13 protein-coding genes are annotated in these 16,475 nt (G+C 72.2%); 12 read left to right on the forward strand and 1 reads right to left on the reverse strand.

The genetic code is table 11. The features are described from left to right. The first annotated feature begins 198 nt into the window (after positions 1-198). The 9 genes from ADL22_RS07245 to ADL22_RS07285 all read left to right on the forward strand — a co-directional run bounded on the left by ADL22_RS07245 (position 199) and on the right by ADL22_RS07285 (position 10,984). Complete coding sequence (locus ADL22_RS07245; RefSeq protein ID WP_066974890.1) at positions 199-1,647, forward strand: peptidoglycan D,D-transpeptidase FtsI family protein; 1,449 nt, start codon at positions 199-201, stop codon at positions 1,645-1,647. Between the two features lie 95 nt (positions 1,648-1,742). Beyond that, positions 1,743-3,269, forward strand: a complete 1,527-nt coding sequence (gene folC, locus ADL22_RS07250) for a bifunctional tetrahydrofolate synthase/dihydrofolate synthase (RefSeq protein ID WP_066974892.1) — start codon at positions 1,743-1,745, stop codon at positions 3,267-3,269. Between the two features lie 3 nt (positions 3,270-3,272). Beyond that, a complete protein-coding gene (locus tag ADL22_RS07255) occupies positions 3,273-3,596 on the forward strand; it encodes a DUF4233 domain-containing protein (protein ID WP_066974894.1) in 324 nt (107 codons plus the stop codon). 457 nt (positions 3,597-4,053) lie between these two features. Then, positions 4,054-4,461: a nucleoside-diphosphate kinase gene (gene ndk, locus ADL22_RS07260; protein ID WP_066974896.1), complete on the forward strand. Its 408-nt coding sequence runs from the start codon at positions 4,054-4,056 to the stop codon at positions 4,459-4,461. A gap of 296 nt (positions 4,462-4,757) precedes the next feature. Further along, positions 4,758-5,777 carry a rod shape-determining protein gene (locus ADL22_RS07265; protein WP_003985182.1) on the forward strand — a complete coding sequence of 340 codons (1,020 nt, stop codon included), beginning with the start codon at positions 4,758-4,760 and terminating at the stop codon, positions 5,775-5,777. A gap of 211 nt (positions 5,778-5,988) precedes the next feature. Next, positions 5,989-6,918, forward strand: coding sequence for a rod shape-determining protein MreC (mreC, locus tag ADL22_RS07270; protein ID WP_066974897.1), 930 nt, complete (start codon positions 5,989-5,991; stop codon positions 6,916-6,918). A 3-nt stretch (positions 6,919-6,921) separates the two neighbouring features. After that, positions 6,922-7,632, forward strand: a complete 711-nt coding sequence (mreD, locus tag ADL22_RS07275) for a rod shape-determining protein MreD (RefSeq protein WP_066974899.1) — start codon at positions 6,922-6,924, stop codon at positions 7,630-7,632. Next, positions 7,629-9,773 carry a penicillin-binding protein 2 gene (gene mrdA / locus ADL22_RS07280; protein WP_066974901.1) on the forward strand — a complete coding sequence of 715 codons (2,145 nt, stop codon included), beginning with the start codon at positions 7,629-7,631 and terminating at the stop codon, positions 9,771-9,773. Before mreD ends, mrdA begins: the two co-directional genes overlap by 4 nt. Beyond that, positions 9,770-10,984, forward strand: a complete 1,215-nt coding sequence (locus ADL22_RS07285) for an FtsW/RodA/SpoVE family cell cycle protein (RefSeq protein ID WP_066974903.1) — start codon at positions 9,770-9,772, stop codon at positions 10,982-10,984. The genes mrdA and ADL22_RS07285 overlap by 4 nt, the downstream gene beginning before the upstream one ends. Before the next feature lie 28 nt (positions 10,985-11,012). On the opposite strand, the gene ADL22_RS07290 is transcribed toward ADL22_RS07285, so the two are convergent. Continuing rightward, positions 11,013-11,480 (reverse strand): ATP-binding protein, encoded by a 468-nt coding sequence (locus ADL22_RS07290; protein ID WP_066974905.1) that lies wholly within the window; start codon positions 11,478-11,480, stop codon positions 11,013-11,015. 166 nt (positions 11,481-11,646) lie between these two features. Here ADL22_RS07290 and ADL22_RS07295 point away from each other — a divergent pair, with 166 nt between their 5' ends. The 3 genes from ADL22_RS07295 to ADL22_RS07305 all read left to right on the forward strand — a co-directional run bounded on the left by ADL22_RS07295 (position 11,647) and on the right by ADL22_RS07305 (position 16,461). Further along, positions 11,647-13,353, forward strand: coding sequence for a CYTH and CHAD domain-containing protein (locus ADL22_RS07295; protein WP_079063905.1), 1,707 nt, complete (start codon positions 11,647-11,649; stop codon positions 13,351-13,353). 33 nt (positions 13,354-13,386) lie between these two features. After that, positions 13,387-15,312, forward strand: a complete 1,926-nt coding sequence (locus ADL22_RS07300; RefSeq protein WP_066974907.1) for a TIGR03960 family B12-binding radical SAM protein — start codon at positions 13,387-13,389, stop codon at positions 15,310-15,312. Positions 15,313-15,633: 321 nt separating this feature from the next. Then, positions 15,634-16,461, forward strand: coding sequence for a TIGR03936 family radical SAM-associated protein (locus ADL22_RS07305; RefSeq protein WP_066974909.1), 828 nt, complete (start codon positions 15,634-15,636; stop codon positions 16,459-16,461). Positions 16,462-16,475: the final 14 nt, after the last annotated feature.

Genomic DNA, 16,475 nt, shown 5'->3' on the forward strand with positions numbered 1-16,475 from the left:
CGGGGGCGTGCACACCCCGCCGACCAAGAGGGCACCGGAGGGCGGAAAGGTTGTCCGGTCCGGTGGACGGATGGCTCACACCGCGCCGCGGTGTGCTTCTCATGACGCTCTCATGAACGCGAGGCACGGTGGACCGGAATGCCGGAGTTCCGGCGGAAACACCTGTCAGGTCCGTCCTGCGCCCCGAGGAGCCGCGCCATGAACAAACCCCTGCGACGGGTCTCGGTCTTCTGCCTGGCACTCGTCCTGGCGCTGATGGGCTGGGCCACCTGGATCCAGGGCGCCAAGGCCAGCGACTACCAGGACGACCCGCACAACCCGCGGGTGAACATCGCCAAGTACTCCGCGCCGCTGGGGAACATCCTCGTGGACGGCGAGCCGGTCACCGGCTCCGCGCCCACCTCCTCCACCCTCAAGTACAAGCGCACCTACAAGGACGGCCCGCTCTACGCCCCGGTCACCGGCTTCTCGTCCCAGATCTTCGGCAGCACCCAGCTGGAGAGCCTCTACGGCGGCCTGATGGACGGCAGCGACAGCCGCCTCCAGTCGCCCGCCGGCGCCCTGCTGCACGAGCGCCCCAAGGGCGGCGACGTGGCCACCACCATCGACGCCAAGGTGCAGAAGGCCGGTTACGACGCGCTCGGCGGCAAGACCGGCGCGGCCATCGCGCTGGACCCGGCGACCGGCCGGATCCTGGGCATGGTCAGCACCCCGTCGTACGACCCGGGGGCGTTCGCCGGATCGTCCACCGCCGACCAGAAGGCGTGGCAGGCGCTGTCCCGGGACGGCCGGCAGCCGAACCTCAACCGCGCGCTGCGCCAGCCGCTGCCGCCCGGCTCCACCTTCAAGCTGGTGGTCGCCGCCGCGGCGCTGGAGAACGGCCTGTACTCCTCGGTGGACCAGCCCACCGCCAGCCCCGACCCGTACACCCTGCCCCACACCCGCACCCAGCTGACCAACGAGGAGACCTCGGCGCCCTGCGAGAACGCCACCATCCGCACCGCGCTCCAGTACTCCTGCAACACCGTCTTCGCCAAGATGGCGGTGGACCTGGGCAAGGACAAGGTGGCCGCGCAGGCCGAGAAGTTCGGCTTCAACGACGCCAGGCTGGACGTCCCGGTGCGCGCCGCCAAGAGCGTGTACCCGTCCGACATGGACCAGGCGCAGACCGCGCTGTCCGGCATCGGCCAGTTCAACGACCAGGCCACCCCGCTCCAGATGGCGATGGTCGCCTCGGCGATCGCCAACGGGGGCGATCTGAAGACCCCGCAGCTGGTCGACAAGCTCACCGACGGCGGCGGCAACACCGTCCAGCAGAACAGCCCGACGACGTACCGCAAGGTGATGTCGGCGCGCACCGCCGAGCAGCTGCGGTCGGCGATGCAGACCGTTGTGGAGAAGGGCACCGGCTCGAACGCGAAGATCGACGGGGTGACGGTCGGCGGCAAGACCGGCACCGCGCAGCACGGCGTCGACAACAGCGGCACCCCGTACGCGTGGTTCGTCTCGTACGCGGATGACGGCAAGGGGCACCGGGTCGCGGTGGCGGTGATGGTCGAGGACGGGCACGCGGCCCGCAACGAGGTCTCCGGCAACGGGCTGGCGGCGCCGATCGCCAAGGCGATGATGCGGGCCGCGCTGTCCTGACCGGCGCCGGGGCCGCGGCCGGGGCGGGGCCCGGCGGCGAGGGGCGCGGGGGCGGCGCAGGCCCGTTGTCGGTGGCGGCTCGTAGACTGGTCGTCGTGAGCGAGCGCCCCCAGAACGACGACCCCGACCCGACCCCCGACCCGGCCGACGCCTTCGACGACCTCGTCGAGGCCGAGACCGACCGGGACCCCGACCTCGCGGTGATCGAGGCCGGCAGCCGGACCCTGCGCGCCCAGGCCGGCCCGCCGCAGGGGGACCAGATCCCGGCCCGGCCCGCCGACCCGGAGGTCGACCGCGCGCTGCGCGCCGTCGAGGAGGAGCTGGGCGGCCGCTGGGGTGAGACCAAGCTCGACCCGTCGACCGCGCGCATCGCCGCGCTCATGGACATCCTCGGCTCCCCGCAGCGCGCCTACCCCTCCATCCACATCACGGGGACGAACGGCAAGACCAGCACGGCCCGCATGATCGAGGCCCTGCTCGGCGCCTTCGACCTGCGCACCGGCCGCTACACCAGCCCGCACGTCCAGTCCGTCACCGAGCGGATCAGCCTGGACGGCGCCCCGATCTCCGCCGAGCGCTTCATCGAGACGTATCGGGACATCGCCCCGTACGTCGAGATGACCGACGCGCAGCAGGAGCACCGGCTCTCCTTCTTCGAGGTCCTCACCGCGATGGCGTACGCCGCGTTCGCCGACGCCCCGGTGGACGTCGCGGTGGTCGAGGTCGGCATGGGCGGCACCTGGGACGCCACCAACGTCATCGACGGCGACGTCGCCGTGATCACCCCCATCTCGCTCGACCACACCGACCGGCTCGGCGAGACGCCCGAGCAGATCGCCGTCGAGAAGTCCGGGATCATCAAGAAGGACGCCACGGTCGTACTGGCCCAGCAGCCGGTGGAGGCCGCCTCGGTGATGCTCAAGCGCGCCGTGGAGGTGGACGCCACGGTCGCCCGCGAGGGCATGGAGTTCGGGGTGCTCTCCCGCGAGGTGGCGGTCGGCGGCCAGATGCTGACGCTGCGCGGCCTGGGCGGCGAGTACCCGGAGATCTTCCTCCCGCTGCACGGCGCCCACCAGGCGCACAACGCCGCGGTCGCGCTCGCCGCCGTCGAGGCGTTCTTCGGCATCGGCGCCGGCCACGCCCGCACCCTCGACATCGACACCATCCGCACCGCGTTCGCCTCGGTCTCCTCGCCCGGCCGGATGGAGGTCGTCCGGCGCAGCCCGACGGTCGTCCTGGACGCCGCGCACAATCCGGGCGGCGCCCGGGCGGCGGCCGAGACGGTCACCGAGGCGTTCGGTTTCAGCCGGCTGATCGGCGTGGTCGGCGCCAGCGACGACAAGGACGTCCGCGGCGTCCTGGAGGCGTTCGAGCCGATCTTCGCCGAGGTCGTGGTGACGCGTAACTCCAGCGCCCGCGCGATGGATCCGGACGCACTCGCCGCCGTCGCCGTGGAGATCTTCGGCGCCGAGCGCGTCCAGGTCGAGCCCCGGCTGGACGACGCGCTGGAGGCCGCGATCACCCTCGCCGAGGAGGAGGGCGAGTACGCCGGCGCCGGCGTCCTGGTGACCGGCTCGGTGATCACGGTCGGCGAGGCCCGCCTGCTCCTGGGAAGGAACTGATCCATGCGCACGCTGTGTGCCTCCACCCTGATAGGCGAGTTCTTCGTGATCGGCTTCGCCGGCCTGGTCGCCATGCAGCTCACCGATATTCCGCGCACGACGATCTGGATCGTCAGCGGCGTCGCCATGCTCCTGAGCATCCTGCTCTGCGGCATGCTCAGCCGTCCCGGCGGCGTGCAGTTGGGCTGGGCGCTCCAGGTCGCCCTGATCGCCAGCGGGGTGGTCGTGCCCACGATGTACTTCCTCGGCGCGGTGTTCGCGGCGCTTTGGTGGGCGTCGGTGCACTTTGGTCGCAAAGTCGACGCCATTAAGGCCGCGAGGGCCTGAGCCCTCCCACGTTGTCGGCTTCCCCGCCGCGGGGGTCGTTTCGTGTGCGCCTGCGGCGCATCGCTTGTATTCCGCTGCGCGGGGCTTTTCGGGGTGCGGTGCCGGGTCTCCGGGGGTGGTGTGTCGGACTGCTTCGCTTTACGTCCGACACACCACCCCCGGAGACCCGTCCCCTCCCGTTGGGGTCATGAATACGGCCGGTGGGGGCTGGCGTGAGTGGGTTGGTGCGGTTCGTCTTGTTAAGGGTGAGTGCCCGGAAATGACCCCTGGCCCGCAGGCCCGGCACCGCGGCCGAACAGCCCCGCGCAGCGGACCCGATGCGCCGAAGGCGCAACCGCCCCGCGCCGCAGGCGCGAAGAAACAGGCACCCGTACGGAGGGAAACCCGGCAACGTTGGGGTAACGGCCAGGCGATAGCCTGACCCGTTGAATCATCATTCGCACCCCGAGGAGCCTCCGTGCGCACACTCGTCCTGCTCAAGCCCGACGCCGTTCAGCGCGGTCTCGTCGGCGAGATCATCCGCCGTATCGAGCGCAAGGCCGGGTGGACGATCACGGCGCTGGAGCTGCGGACCCTCGGGCGCGAGGTGCTGGAGCAGCACTACGCCGAGCACGTCGGCAAGCCGTTCTACGAGCCGCTGGTGGCGTTCATGTCGTCCGGGCCGGTCGTCGCGATGGTGGTCGAGGGCGAGCGGGTCATCGAGGGCGTGCGCGCGCTGGCCGGGCCGACTGACCCGATTGCCGCGCCGAGTGGGTCCATTCGTGGGGACTTCGGAACGATCACCCGGGAAAATCTCATCCACGCCTCGGATTCCGAAGAGTCCGCCGAGCGCGAGATCAAGATTTTCTTCCCGGCGCATTCCTGATCGGAAGTCAGCGGCCAACCCCCTTGTGACCAGGGGCGACCGATGAAATCATCGGTCGCCCCTCGGTGTATCCGGCTGGCGTGGGGGAACGCGTTCCCGCGACACGACGTCACCATTAAGGGGGGCGGGTGCGTGTACGGCTGACAATGGCGGAACGTCCTCCCGCCGTGTTCGGGTGGGTACCACACGAACTACGATGGAGGCTTCCGCGCCGTACGGCGCATCACCTCCTGCCGACCTCAAAGTAAGCATTCGCTCCAGTTGGGAAGGCCAGACGTATCCTCATGGGGAACAACATGTCGTTCATCGGCCGTGACATGGCTGTCGACCTCGGGACCGCCAACACGCTGGTGTACGTCAGGGGCCGCGGCATCGTCCTCAACGAACCGTCGGTCGTGGCCATCAACACCAACACCGGCGGCATCCTCGCGGTGGGCGCCGAGGCGAAGAAGATGATCGGGCGGACGCCCGGCAACATCGTCGCGGTGCGGCCCCTGAAGGACGGGGTGATCGCCGACTTCGAGATCACCGAGCGGATGCTCCGCTACTTCATCCTCAAGATCCACAAGCGGCGCTACCTCGCCCGTCCGCGGGTGGTGGTCTGTGTTCCCTCCGGAATCACGGGAGTTGAGCGCCGCGCGGTCATCGAGGCGTCCACCCAGGCCGGCGCCCGCCAGGTGCACATCATCGAGGAGCCGATGGCCGCGGCGATCGGCTCCGGGCTGCCGGTCCACGAGGCGACCGGCAACATGGTCGTGGACATCGGCGGCGGCACGACCGAGGTCGCGGTCATCTCGCTGGGCGGGATCGTCACGGCCCAGTCGATCCGGGTCGCCGGCGACGAGCTGGACAACGCGATCATCCAGCACATCAAGAAGGAGTACAGCCTCCTGCTCGGCGAGCGCACCGCCGAGTCCATCAAGATCACCATCGGTTCGGCGTACGACCTGGAGCAGGACGAGCACACCGAGATCCGCGGCCGCGACCTGGTCTCCGGCCTGCCCAAGACCGTGGTCATCTCGGCGGCCGAGGTCCGCAAGGCCATCGAGGAGCCGGTCAACTCCATCGTCGACGCGGTCAAGACGACGCTGGACAAGTGCCCGCCCGAGCTGTCCGGTGACGTGATGGACCGCGGCATCGTTCTCACCGGGGGCGGCGCGCTGCTGCGCGGCCTGGACGAGCGGCTGCGGCGCGAGACCGGGATGCCGATCCACATCGCCGAGGACCCGCTCGACTCGGTCGCGCTGGGTTCCGGCAAGTGCGTCGAGGAGTTCGAGGCGCTCCAGCAGGTCCTGGACTCCCAGCCGCGCCGCTGACGCCGCGGTCCCCGGCCCGTCGCGCGCCCGTCACACGGCGTTCGCGGGGGCCGGGCACCCTGGTGTACGAGCAGCCGGCCCGTGGCGCGACGCTCCCACAGACACGGTGCACCCCCGCCCCGTCACAGCAAGGCACAACGCTCAACCCCCGAACGAGACCGGCGGGGCCCGCAGCCGGCCGGTCCTACGAGGAAGGACACGGCCGCCGCACGTGAGGGACACACGAGAGAGCCGGCTGCTGCTGGTGCTGCTGGTAGCGATCGCGTTCGCGCTGATCACGGTCGATATCCGAGGCGGCGAACAGTCCCCGCTCGACGGCGCCCGGCAGGCGGCCGCCGCCGCCTTCGGCCCGGTGGAGCGCGGCGTGGCCCGCGTCGTCAACCCGGTCGGCAACGCCGTCAGCGCGGTCCGGGACTCCGGCGAGCGGCACAGCCGGATCAGCCGGCTGGAGCACGAGAACGCCGCGCTGCGCCTGAAGCTCGGCTCGCCCGACCGCGACCGCAACCGCGCCGCGGAGCTCGACAAGATCCTCAAGACCGCGGCCACCGGCCAGTACGCCATCAAGGGCGCCGAGGTCATCGCCATCGGCTCGGCGCAGGGCTTCTCCTGGACCGTCACCATCGACGCCGGCAGCCGCGACGGCATCGCCCGCGATATGACGGTCCTCAACGGCGACGGGCTGGTCGGCCGGATCACCACCGTCACCGCGCACACCTCCACCGTGCTGCTCGCCGCCGACCCGGAGTTCACCGTCGGCACCCGGATGGAGAAGACCAACGAGATCGGCTTCGCCAACGGACAGGGCGTCAACTCGCTCCGCGTCCAGCTGCTCAACGGCCGGGCCGACGTGAAGAAGGGCGACCGGCTGGTCACCTTCGGCTCCAGCAGGGACAAGCCGTTCGTGCCCGGCGTCCCGGTCGGCACGGTCACCCGGGTCGAGCCGCTCAACGGCGATCTGACCCGCAGCCTCCAGGTCCGGCCGTTCGTCTCGTTCTCGTCGCTCGACGTCGTCGGCGTGGTCGTCCAGCCGCCCCGCCAGGACCCGAGGGACACCGTCCTGCCGCCCCCGGTCAAGCCCCGGCCGACGCCGACGGTCACCGTCACGGCCACCCCCTCCGCGAGCGCTTCACCGAGGAGCTGACCGATGCGCATCAACCGGATCCTGCTCGCCACCCCGCTGGTGGTCGTCGCCCTGATCCTCCAGGTCGGCATCCTCGCCAGACTCCATCTGCCGGGCGCCGTCCCGGACCTGCTGATGCTGGTGGTGGTCGGTCTCGCGCTGGTCTACGGCCACGTCGGCGGCTCGCTCATCGGCTTCGGCGCCGGACTGCTCGCCGACCTCGCGCCGCCCGCCGACCACGCCATCGGCCGGTACGCGCTGGTGCTGTGCGTCATCGGCTACGCCGCGGGCCTGACCAAGCCGGACGGCGGCCAGCACCGCTCGGCGACGCTGCCGCTGATGGTCGTCATCGGCGCCGCGGTCGGCTCCACGCTGCTCTACGCCGGGGTCGGCTCGCTGGTCGGGGACACCGCCGCCCGCCACGTCGGCCTGGTCGGGCTGGTGCTCAGCGCCACCCTCTACGACCTGCTGCTGGCACCGTTCACGGTGCCGCTGGTGATGGCGGTGGCGCGCCGTACCGAACACGATCCGCTGGCAACCGACAGCGGCGGGGCGGCGGCCGGGCGGTCCGGCTGGGGGAGCGGCACCGCCACCGGCGGCTGGCTGACGACCGGTACGGGCCTGAAGTCCAGCCGCAACGCGATGAAGGCGCTGCGCACCGGCCGGGTGCCGAAACCGGCCCGGGGCGGGCGCGGCAAGGGGGGCAAGGGCATCAAGGGGGTCAAGCGGCTGTGAGCAACATTCCTGAGACCGGGAAGACGTCCCGGGTCACCATCCGGCTGGTCGCGATCCAGATCCTGGTCTTCTCGCTGCTGGCGACGCTCGGCGGCCGGCTGTGGTACCTCCAGATCCGCAACGGCCAGGAGTACGCGGCCAAGGCCCGCTCCAACCACGTCCAGCAGGTCATCGACCCGGCCACCCGCGGCTCCATCCTGGACGCCCGCGGGGTGCCGCTGGCCGACAACCAGACCCGGCTGGTGGTCTCCGCCAGCCGCACCGACCTGATGAAGATGAAGGACGGCGGCAAGGCCGTCCTGGCCCGGCTGGCCAAGGTGCTGAACATGCCGGCCCAGGAGATCCGCAACAAGGTCCGGCTCTGCGACGCCAAGACCCCGCAGCCCTGCTGGAACGGCTCGCCGTACCAGCCCATCCCGATCACCGACAAGGCCACCACCCAGCAGGCCCTGCAGATCCGCGAGCGCTCCGAGGACTTCCCCGGTATCAGCGCCCAGCCCACCGCCGTCCGCCGCTACCCGGCCCCCGGCGACGCCAACACCGCGCAGGTCCTGGGCTACCTCTCCCCGGTCACCGACGAGGAGATCAAGAAGGCCAAGGACGGCCCCTCACCGCTGCTCCGCTCCGACCAGGTCGGCCGGTCCGGCCTGGAGCGCCAGTACGACACGTATCTGCGCGGCAAGGCCGCCGTCACCCGCTACGAGGTCGACAACCTCGGCCGGGTCATCGGGCAGGCCAAGAGCGACAAGGGCCAGGCCGGTTCGACCCTGATCACCAGCATCGACGCCCGCGTCCAGGCCATAGCGGAGAAGGAGCTGGAGCAGGCGATGAAGGACGCCCGCACCCAGGTCGACCGCAACACCGGCACCAACTACAAGGCCGACTCCGGCGCCGTGGTGGTGATGGAGGCGAAGACCGGCCGGGTGGTGGCGATGGCCTCCAACCCCACCTACGACCCCAACGCCTGGGTCGGCGGCATCTCCGGCAAGGACTACGCCAAGCTCACCGGCAAGGACTCCGACTACCCGCTGCTCAACCGCGCCATCCAGGGCCAGGCCGCCCCCGGCTCGATCTTCAAGGTCATCTCGACCTCGGCCGCGGTGAACGCCGGCTACCCCTTCGACGGCCACTACCCGTGCACCAGCTCGTACAGCATCGGCGGCCAGGTCTTCAAGAACTTCGAGGGCGAATCGCAGGGCGACATCAGCCTGGGCCGGGCGCTGGAGGTCTCCTGCGACACCGTCTTCTACCGCCTCGGGCACGACGAGTGGAAGAAGGACGGCGGCGACAAGCCGGTCAAGAACCCGCGCGACTGGTTCTACAAGACCGCCCACCAGTTCGGCCTGGGCAAGGAGACCGGTATCGACCTGCCCAACGAGGTCAAGGGCCGGGTCCCCGACCGCCAGTGGAAGAACGCGTTCTGGCGGGCCAACAAGGACAGCTGGTGCGCGCACCCCAAGGACGCCGATGACTACGTCTCCAAGCTCGCCCGGGAGAACTGCCTCGAAGGCATGAAGCTGCACGCCTACGACTCGATCAACTACGCGATCGGCCAGGGCGACACCCTCGTCACCCCGATCCAGATGGCGGTCATCTACGGCGCGCTGGCCAACGGCGGCACCCTCTACACACCCACCGTCGGCAAGGCCGTCGTCAGCCCCGACGGCAAGAAGGTGCGGATGATCCAGCCCGCCTCGCACGGCCGGCTGCCGGACAGCCCCAAGACGCTCCAGCAGATCGACGCCGCGCTGCAGGGCGTGACCGAGCGCGGCACCGCCGCCTGGCGCTTCCAGGGCTGGCCGCAGGACAAGATCCCGATGCACGCCAAGACCGGTACCGCCGAGGTCTACGGGAAGCAGACCACCTCGTGGTTCGCGACGTACACCAAGGACTACACGATCGTGATGACCATCTCCCAGGGTGGCACCGGCTCCGGCGCCTCCGGTCCGGCCGTCCGCAAGATCTACAACGCGCTCTACGGCGTCAACGACAAGGGCGAGATCGACCCCAAGGCGGCGCTGCTCCCGAAGCCGGAGAGCAAGCTCCCCAAGATCGAGAGTGACGGCACCATCGTCTCCCCGCCCATCCAGCCGCCGCCGCCCGACCCGTCGCCGTCGCCCTCCGGGAGCCCCCAGCAGTGACCACGCCGCTCTTCTCCCGGGCCTTCTCCGTCCGCCGCTACGGCCCCGACCAGGGGCTGTGGAGCCGGCTGACGGCACGCGACTCCGTGGTGCGCAAGCTCGACTGGATACTGCTGCTGGCGTGCCTGGTGCTCTCCCTGCTGGGGTCGCTGCTGGTCTTCTCCGCCACCCGCAACCGCACCGAACTCAACAAGGGCGACGAGTACTTCTTCTTCGTCCACCACCTGCTGAACACCGCGATCGGCGTGGCGCTGGCGGCCGGCACCATCTGGCTCGGCCACCGCACCCTGCGCGGCGCCGTGCCGATCCTGTTCGGCCTGTCGGTGGTGCTGGCGGCGCTGGTGCTGACGCCGCTGGGCGCGACCATCAACGGCTCGCGCTCGTGGCTGGCGATCCCCGGCGGCTTCTCGCTCCAGCCCGCGGAGTTCACCAAGATCACCATCACGCTGGGCATGGCGATGATCCTGGCCGCGCGGGTGGACGCCGGCGACCGCCCGTATCCGGACCACCGCACCGTCGTCCAGGCGCTGGGGCTGGCCGCGATCCCGGTCGGAGTGATCATGCTGATGCCGGACCTCGGCTCGGTGATGGTGCTGGGCGCCATCATCCTCGGCGTCCTGCTCGCCAGCGGCTGCTCCAACCGCTGGATCCTGGGCCTGCTGGGCACCGGCGTGGTCGGCTGCGTCGCCATCTGGCAGCTGGGGCTGCTGGACGCGTACCAGATCGCGCGGTTCGCCGCGTTCGCCAACCCGAGCCTGGACCCGGCCGGTGTCGGCTACAACACCAACCAGGCCCGGATCGCCATCGGCGGCGGCGGACTGACCGGTTCCGGGCTCTTCCACGGCAGCCAGACCACCGGCCAGTTCGTCCCCGAGCAGCAGACCGACTTCATCTTCACGGTCGCCGGCGAGGAGCTGGGCTTCCTGGGCGCGGGCCTGATCATCCTGCTGCTGGGCGTGGTGCTCTGGCGCGCCTGCCGGATCGCCCGGGAGACCGGCGAGCTGTACGGCACGATCGTGGCGGCCGGCATCATCGCGTGGTTCGCCTTCCAGGCGTTCGAGAACATCGGGATGACGCTGGGCATCATGCCCGTCACCGGTCTGCCGCTGCCGTTCGTCTCCTACGGCGGTACGTCGATGTTCGCGGTCTGGATCGCCATCGGGCTGCTCCAGTCGATCCGCGTCCAGCGGCCGGTCTCGGCGTCCCGCTGAGGCCCGGCCCGCCGCCGTCCGCGCCCGGTCAGCCGCCGGTGCGCAGCTCGAACCACAGCGACGTGGTGTGCGGCGGGCCCTCGAACGGGGTCGTGCCCCAGTCGTCGGCGAGCCGGCTGATCAGCAGCAGGCCGTGCGCCGGATCGCGGTCCGGCGGGGCGGCCTGGGCCTCTCCGCCGGGCGTCCGCATCCCGGGGACCGCCCCCGCCCCCTCGTCGTGCACGCTGATCCGCAGGCCGCCGGGGCCGGTCAGCACCCGCAGCAGGATGTCCGCGGACGGCGGCGTGCGCAGATGAGCCCGGGTCACCGCCTCGGAGGTGAGCAGGACGGCGGTCTCCCGCAGCGGGGCGAGCGGGCCGCGGCGCAGCACCGCCGCCACGAAGTCCCGGGCGGTCTTCGGGGCGGTGGGCCGGCTCGGCGCCGTCAGCAGATAGGGGCGGGCGCCCGCCCCGGCGCGGAGCGGGGGCCGGGCGACGGCTGCGGTCTCGGGGTGCACGGTTTCTCCCGGTGTCGGTCGAACGCCGGTTGCCACGCTGTGTGGACGGCTTGTCACACACCGTAAGACACCGTGTGTCGGCGGTGCCACCCGCCAAGGGCGGGAACCGCCGCCGGGCCCGTTCCGGCCGCTGGTCGGGCCCCTGGTGGCTGGCTAGATTCGAGGCATGGCGGTCACCGTGCGGGAGATCGAGCGGAAGTACGAGGCGGACGCCCTCGCCGGCCCCGACCCGCTGCCCGACCTGACCCGCGCCGCCGCCGTCGCCACCGCGACCGCCCGCGACCCCGAAACCCTCGACGCGGTCTACTACGACACCGCCGACCAGCGCCTGGCCGCTGACGGTGTCACCCTGCGGCGGCGCACCGGCGGCCCGGACGCCGGCTGGCACCTCAAGCTCCCGGTGGCGCTCCCCGGCGCGCCCGGCCCGGTGCGCGACGAGATCCGCGCGCCGCTCTCCGGGGCGCCGCCGCCCGCGCTGACCGCCCTGGTCCGCTCCCGCACCCGGGGCGCGGCGCTGGTCCCGCTGGTCCGGCTGCGGACCCGGCGCACCGTCCGCGTCCTGCGGAACGCGGAGGGCCGGTCGCTCGCCGAGGTCGCGGTGGACGACGTCGAGGCCCGCCGGCTGCACCCGGAGGGGGCGGTGGGGCGGGCCCGCTGGCGGGAGATCGAGGTCGAGCTGGCCGGGGACGCCGCGGACCAGGGGCTGCTGGACGAGGTGGACCGGCTGCTGACCGGCGCGGGCGCCCGCCCGGCCGCGGCGCCGTCCAAACTGGCGCGCGCCCTGGCGGAGACCGCGCCAACCGGGGACGCGGGGGTCGGGGCCACCCCGGAGGGGACCGCCGTCACCGGGACCGCCCCTGGGGGCACCGGGCACCCCGCGCACCCCGAGGAGCCCCCCGGCACCACCGCCGGCGACCTCGTCCTCCGCTACGTCCGCGCCCAGGTGCGGGCGCTCGTCGAGCTGGACCCGGCGGTCCGGCGCGAACTCCCCGACGCGGTGCACCGGATGCGGGTCGCCACCCGCCGCCTGCGCAGCGCGTTCCGCTCGTACGCCACCGTCCTGGACCGGGCCGCCACCGACCCGCTGAGCGCCGAACTCCGCTGGCTGGCCGAGGAGTTGGGCGCCGGACGGGACCAGGAGGTGCTGGCCGCCCGGCTCGCCGCCGCGCTGGCCGGCGTACCCCGCGCGCTGCGGATCGGCCCGGTGGCGGCCCGGCTGCGCACCTGGACGGCCCGGCGCCGCGCGGGCGCCCGCGGCCGGGTGCGCGCCGCCCTGGACGCCCCGCGCTACCTCGCCCTCCTGGAGGACCTGCACGCCCTCCTCCGGGCCCCGCCGCTGCGCGCACCGGCCGCCCGCCCCGCGTCCCCGGTCGCCGCCCGGGCCGTCCGCCGCGACTGCCGCCGCCTGGCCCGCCGCGTCGAGACCGCCCTGGCGGCCCCCGCCGGACCCGCCCGCGACGCGGCCCTGCACCGCGCCCGCAAGGCCGCCAAACGCGCCCGCTACGCCGCGGAGGCGGCCGCCCCGGCGCTCGGCCGCCCGGCCCGCGAGACCGCCGCCGGCGCCAGGGACCTCCAGCAGCTGCTCGGCGACCACCAGGACGGCGTGGTGGCCCGCGCCGCCCTCCGCGAGCTGGCGGGGGAGGCCCACCGGGCCGGTGAGAGCGGCTTCACCTTCGGCCTCCTCCACGGCCGCGAGGAGGCCCGCGCCGCCGACCTGGAACGCGCCCTGCCGGCCCGGTGGACGGCGTTCACGCGCCTGGCCGCCCTCGGGGAGCAGGCCCCGGACGCCGCCCCCGGGGAGCCGTCCGAGCCCACGCCCCCGGGGCCCCCGCCGGCGTGGCGGGAGGCGCCGCCGGGCGGGTTACGCTTGTGAGTCGCCCTTGCCAGCTCACGAAAGTTCGTCGAGATGCCTGCCGAATCGGTCTTCCCACAGCTTGAGGCCCTGCTCCCCCACGTGCAGAAGCCGATCCAGTACGTCGGCGGAGAGCTGAATTCCACCGTCAAGGACTGGGATTCCTGTGACGTCCGCTGGGCGCTCATGTACCCCGACGCGTACGAGGTCGGGCTGCCCAACCAGGGCGTCATGATCCTCTACGAGGTCCTCAACGAGCAGGAGGGCGTGCTCGCCGAGCGCACGTACAGCGTCTGGCCGGACCTCGAAGCGCTGATGCGCGAGCACGAGGTGCCGCAGTTCACCGTGGACAGCCACCGGCCCGTCGGCGCGTTCGACGTGCTCGGCCTGAGCTTCTCCACCGAGCTGGGCTACACCAACATGCTCACCGCGCTCGACCTGGCCGGCATCCCGCTGGAGGCCAAGGACCGCACCGAGGACCACCCGCTGGTCCTGGCCGGCGGCCACGCCGCCTTCAACCCCGAGCCGATCGCCGACTTCCTCGACTGCGCGGTCATCGGCGACGGCGAGCAGGCGGTCCTGGACATCACCGCGATCATCCGCGCCTGGAAGGAGGAGGGCCGCCCCGGCGGCCGCGACGAACTCCTCTACCGCCTGGCCAAGACCGGCAACGTCTACGTCCCGAAGTTCTACGACGTCGAGTACCTCCCCGACGGCCGCATCTCGCGCGTCGTACCGAACCGCTCCGGCGTCCCGTGGCGGGTCTCCAAGCACACCGTCATGGACCTCGACGAGTGGCCCTACCCCAAGCAGCCGCTCGTCCCCCTGGCCGAGACCGTCCACGAGCGGATGTCGGTCGAGATCTTCCGTGGCTGCACCCGCGGCTGCCGCTTCTGCCAGGCCGGCATGATCACGCGTCCCGTCCGGGAGCGAAGCATCACCGGCATCGGCGAGATGGTGGACAAGGGCCTGGCCGCCACGGGATTCGAGGAGGTCGGCCTGCTGTCGCTGTCCTCCGCGGACCACACCGAGATCGGCGAGATCGCCAAGGGCCTCGCCGACCGGTACGAGGAAGACAAGATCGGCCTGTCGCTGCCGTCGACCCGCGTCGACGCCTTCAACATCGACCTCGCCAACGAGCTGACCCGCAACGGCCGCCGCTCCGGCCTGACCTTCGCCCCCGAGGGCGGCAGCGAGCGGATCCGCAAGGTCATCAACAAGATGGTCTCCGAAGAGGACCTCATCCGGACCGTCGCCACCGCCTACGGCAACGGCTGGCGCCAGGTGAAGCTCTACTTCATGTGCGGTCTGCCCACCGAGACCGACGACGACGTCCTCCAGATCGCCGACATGGCGACCAAGGTCATCGCCAAGGGCCGCGAGGTGTCGAAGTCCAACGACATCCGCTGCACGGTCTCCATCGGCGGTTTCGTCCCCAAGCCGCACACCCCCTTCCAGTGGGCGCCGCAGCTCTCCGCCGAGGAGACCGACGCCCGCCTGGCCAAGCTCCGCGACAGGATCCGCGGCGACAAGAAGTACGGCCGCTCCATCGGCTTCCGCTACCACGACGGCAAGCCCGGCATCGTCGAGGGCCTGCTCTCCCGCGGCGACCGCCGGATCGGCGCGGTCATCCGCGCGGTCTACGACGGCGGCGGCCGCTTCGACGGCTGGCGCGAGCACTTCTCGTACGACCGCTGGATGGAGGCCGCCGAGAAGACGCTGCCCGCCTTCGGCGTGGACGTCGCGTGGTACACCACCCGCGAGCGCACCTACGAGGAAGTCCTCCCCTGGGACCACCTCGACTCCGGCCTCGACAAGGACTGGCTCTGGGAGGACTGGCAGGACGCCCTCGACGAGACCGAGGTCGAGGACTGCCGCTGGACCCCGTGCTTCGACTGCGGCGTCTGCCCGCAGATGGGCACCGAGATCCAGATCGGCCCGACCGGCAAGAAGCTGCTGCCGCTGACGGTCGTCAAGTAGCCCACCACCCCGCACGCCCGACCGCCCGGCCCGGCCCCGTACCCGTACGGAGCCGGGCCGGGCGGCATACGGGCCGCGCGCCGCCGGGGCCACTCGTCCGCGTGGTTTGCGGCGGGTCGGCGGGGCGCGGCGGGCGGGCGGAGTGCCCCGGCGGGAACTGTCCGGCGGTGTGGCACGTACTCTAGGTAAAGACGTCCGGGCGCGATGTGCCCTCGCCGACGCGGGGGCGGTCCGGACGGGGCGGCACCAGCCGCGCCCTGACACCAAGGAGACGTAACACTGGGCAAGCGACAGCCCGAAGGCCCGCCGCCCGCACCGGCGGTGCAGCGCATCCGACTGCGCTACACCAAGCGCGGCCGCCTCCGGTTCACCAGCCACCGCGACTTCCAGCGCGCTTTCGAGCGGGCGCTGCGCCGCGCCGAGGTCCCCATGGCCTATTCGGCGGGCTTCACCCCGCACCCCAAGGTGTCGTACGCCAACGCCGCACCGACCGGCACCGGCAGCGAGGCCGAGTATCTGGAGATCCAGCTCACCGAGCGCCGCGATCCCGAGACCGTCCGCGCCCTGCTCGACGCCTCCCTGCCGGACGGCCTCGACGTCACCGAGGCGGTGGAGGCCCGCACCAGCGGCCTCGCCGACCGGCTCCAGGCGTCGGTGTGGGAGCTCCGGCTCGACGGGGTCGGCACCGAGGAGGCCGGGCGCGCCGTCCAGGCGTTCCTCGCCGCCGCCGAGGTGCCGGTCGAACGGCGCACCAAGAACGGCCTGCGCACCTTCGACGCCCGGGGAGCGGTGGCGCGCCTGGAGGCCCTTCCGGCGGAGGGGGCCGCGACGGCCCCCGCGCCGGGCGATAGGCCCGGCGGCGGTGCCTGTGCGATACTGCGGCTGGTTGTTCGGCATCTGACACCTGCCGTTCGACCCGACGACGTCCTGTCCGGCCTCCGGGTTACGGCCGACCTGGCGCCGCCGGTCCCCGCAGCGGTGACCAGGCTGGCGCAGGGGCTGCTCGATGAGGAGACCGGCGCGGTGACCGACCCGCTGGCGCCCGATCGCGACGCTGCCACGGCCGCTGCATCCACGGCCGCCGGGGCGAGTACCGCGCAGGCTGCGAGTGGGGACTCCCCGGCGATTTCCGGGGAAGGGACCGCGTAGGACGCGTCGCGCGT

This window comes from Streptomyces sp. NRRL F-4489, assembly GCF_001509485.1.
Lineage (GTDB): Bacteria > Actinomycetota > Actinomycetes > Streptomycetales > Streptomycetaceae > Streptomyces.

What these genes read in the sequence shown, in the direction of transcription:
- ADL22_RS07245 (WP_066974890.1), top strand. Translation starts at nt 199, where the DNA reads ATGAACAAACCCCTGCGACGGGTCTCGGTCTTCTGCCTGGCACTCGTC.
- ADL22_RS07255 (WP_066974894.1), top strand. Translation starts at nt 3,273, where the DNA reads ATGCGCACGCTGTGTGCCTCCACCCTGATAGGCGAGTTCTTCGTGATC.
- ADL22_RS07265 (WP_003985182.1), top strand. Translation starts at nt 4,758, where the DNA reads ATGTCGTTCATCGGCCGTGACATGGCTGTCGACCTCGGGACCGCCAAC.
- mreD (WP_066974899.1), top strand. Translation starts at nt 6,922, where the DNA reads ATGCGCATCAACCGGATCCTGCTCGCCACCCCGCTGGTGGTCGTCGCC.
- ADL22_RS07295 (WP_079063905.1), top strand. Translation starts at nt 11,647, where the DNA reads ATGGCGGTCACCGTGCGGGAGATCGAGCGGAAGTACGAGGCGGACGCC.
- ADL22_RS07300 (WP_066974907.1), top strand. Translation starts at nt 13,387, where the DNA reads ATGCCTGCCGAATCGGTCTTCCCACAGCTTGAGGCCCTGCTCCCCCAC.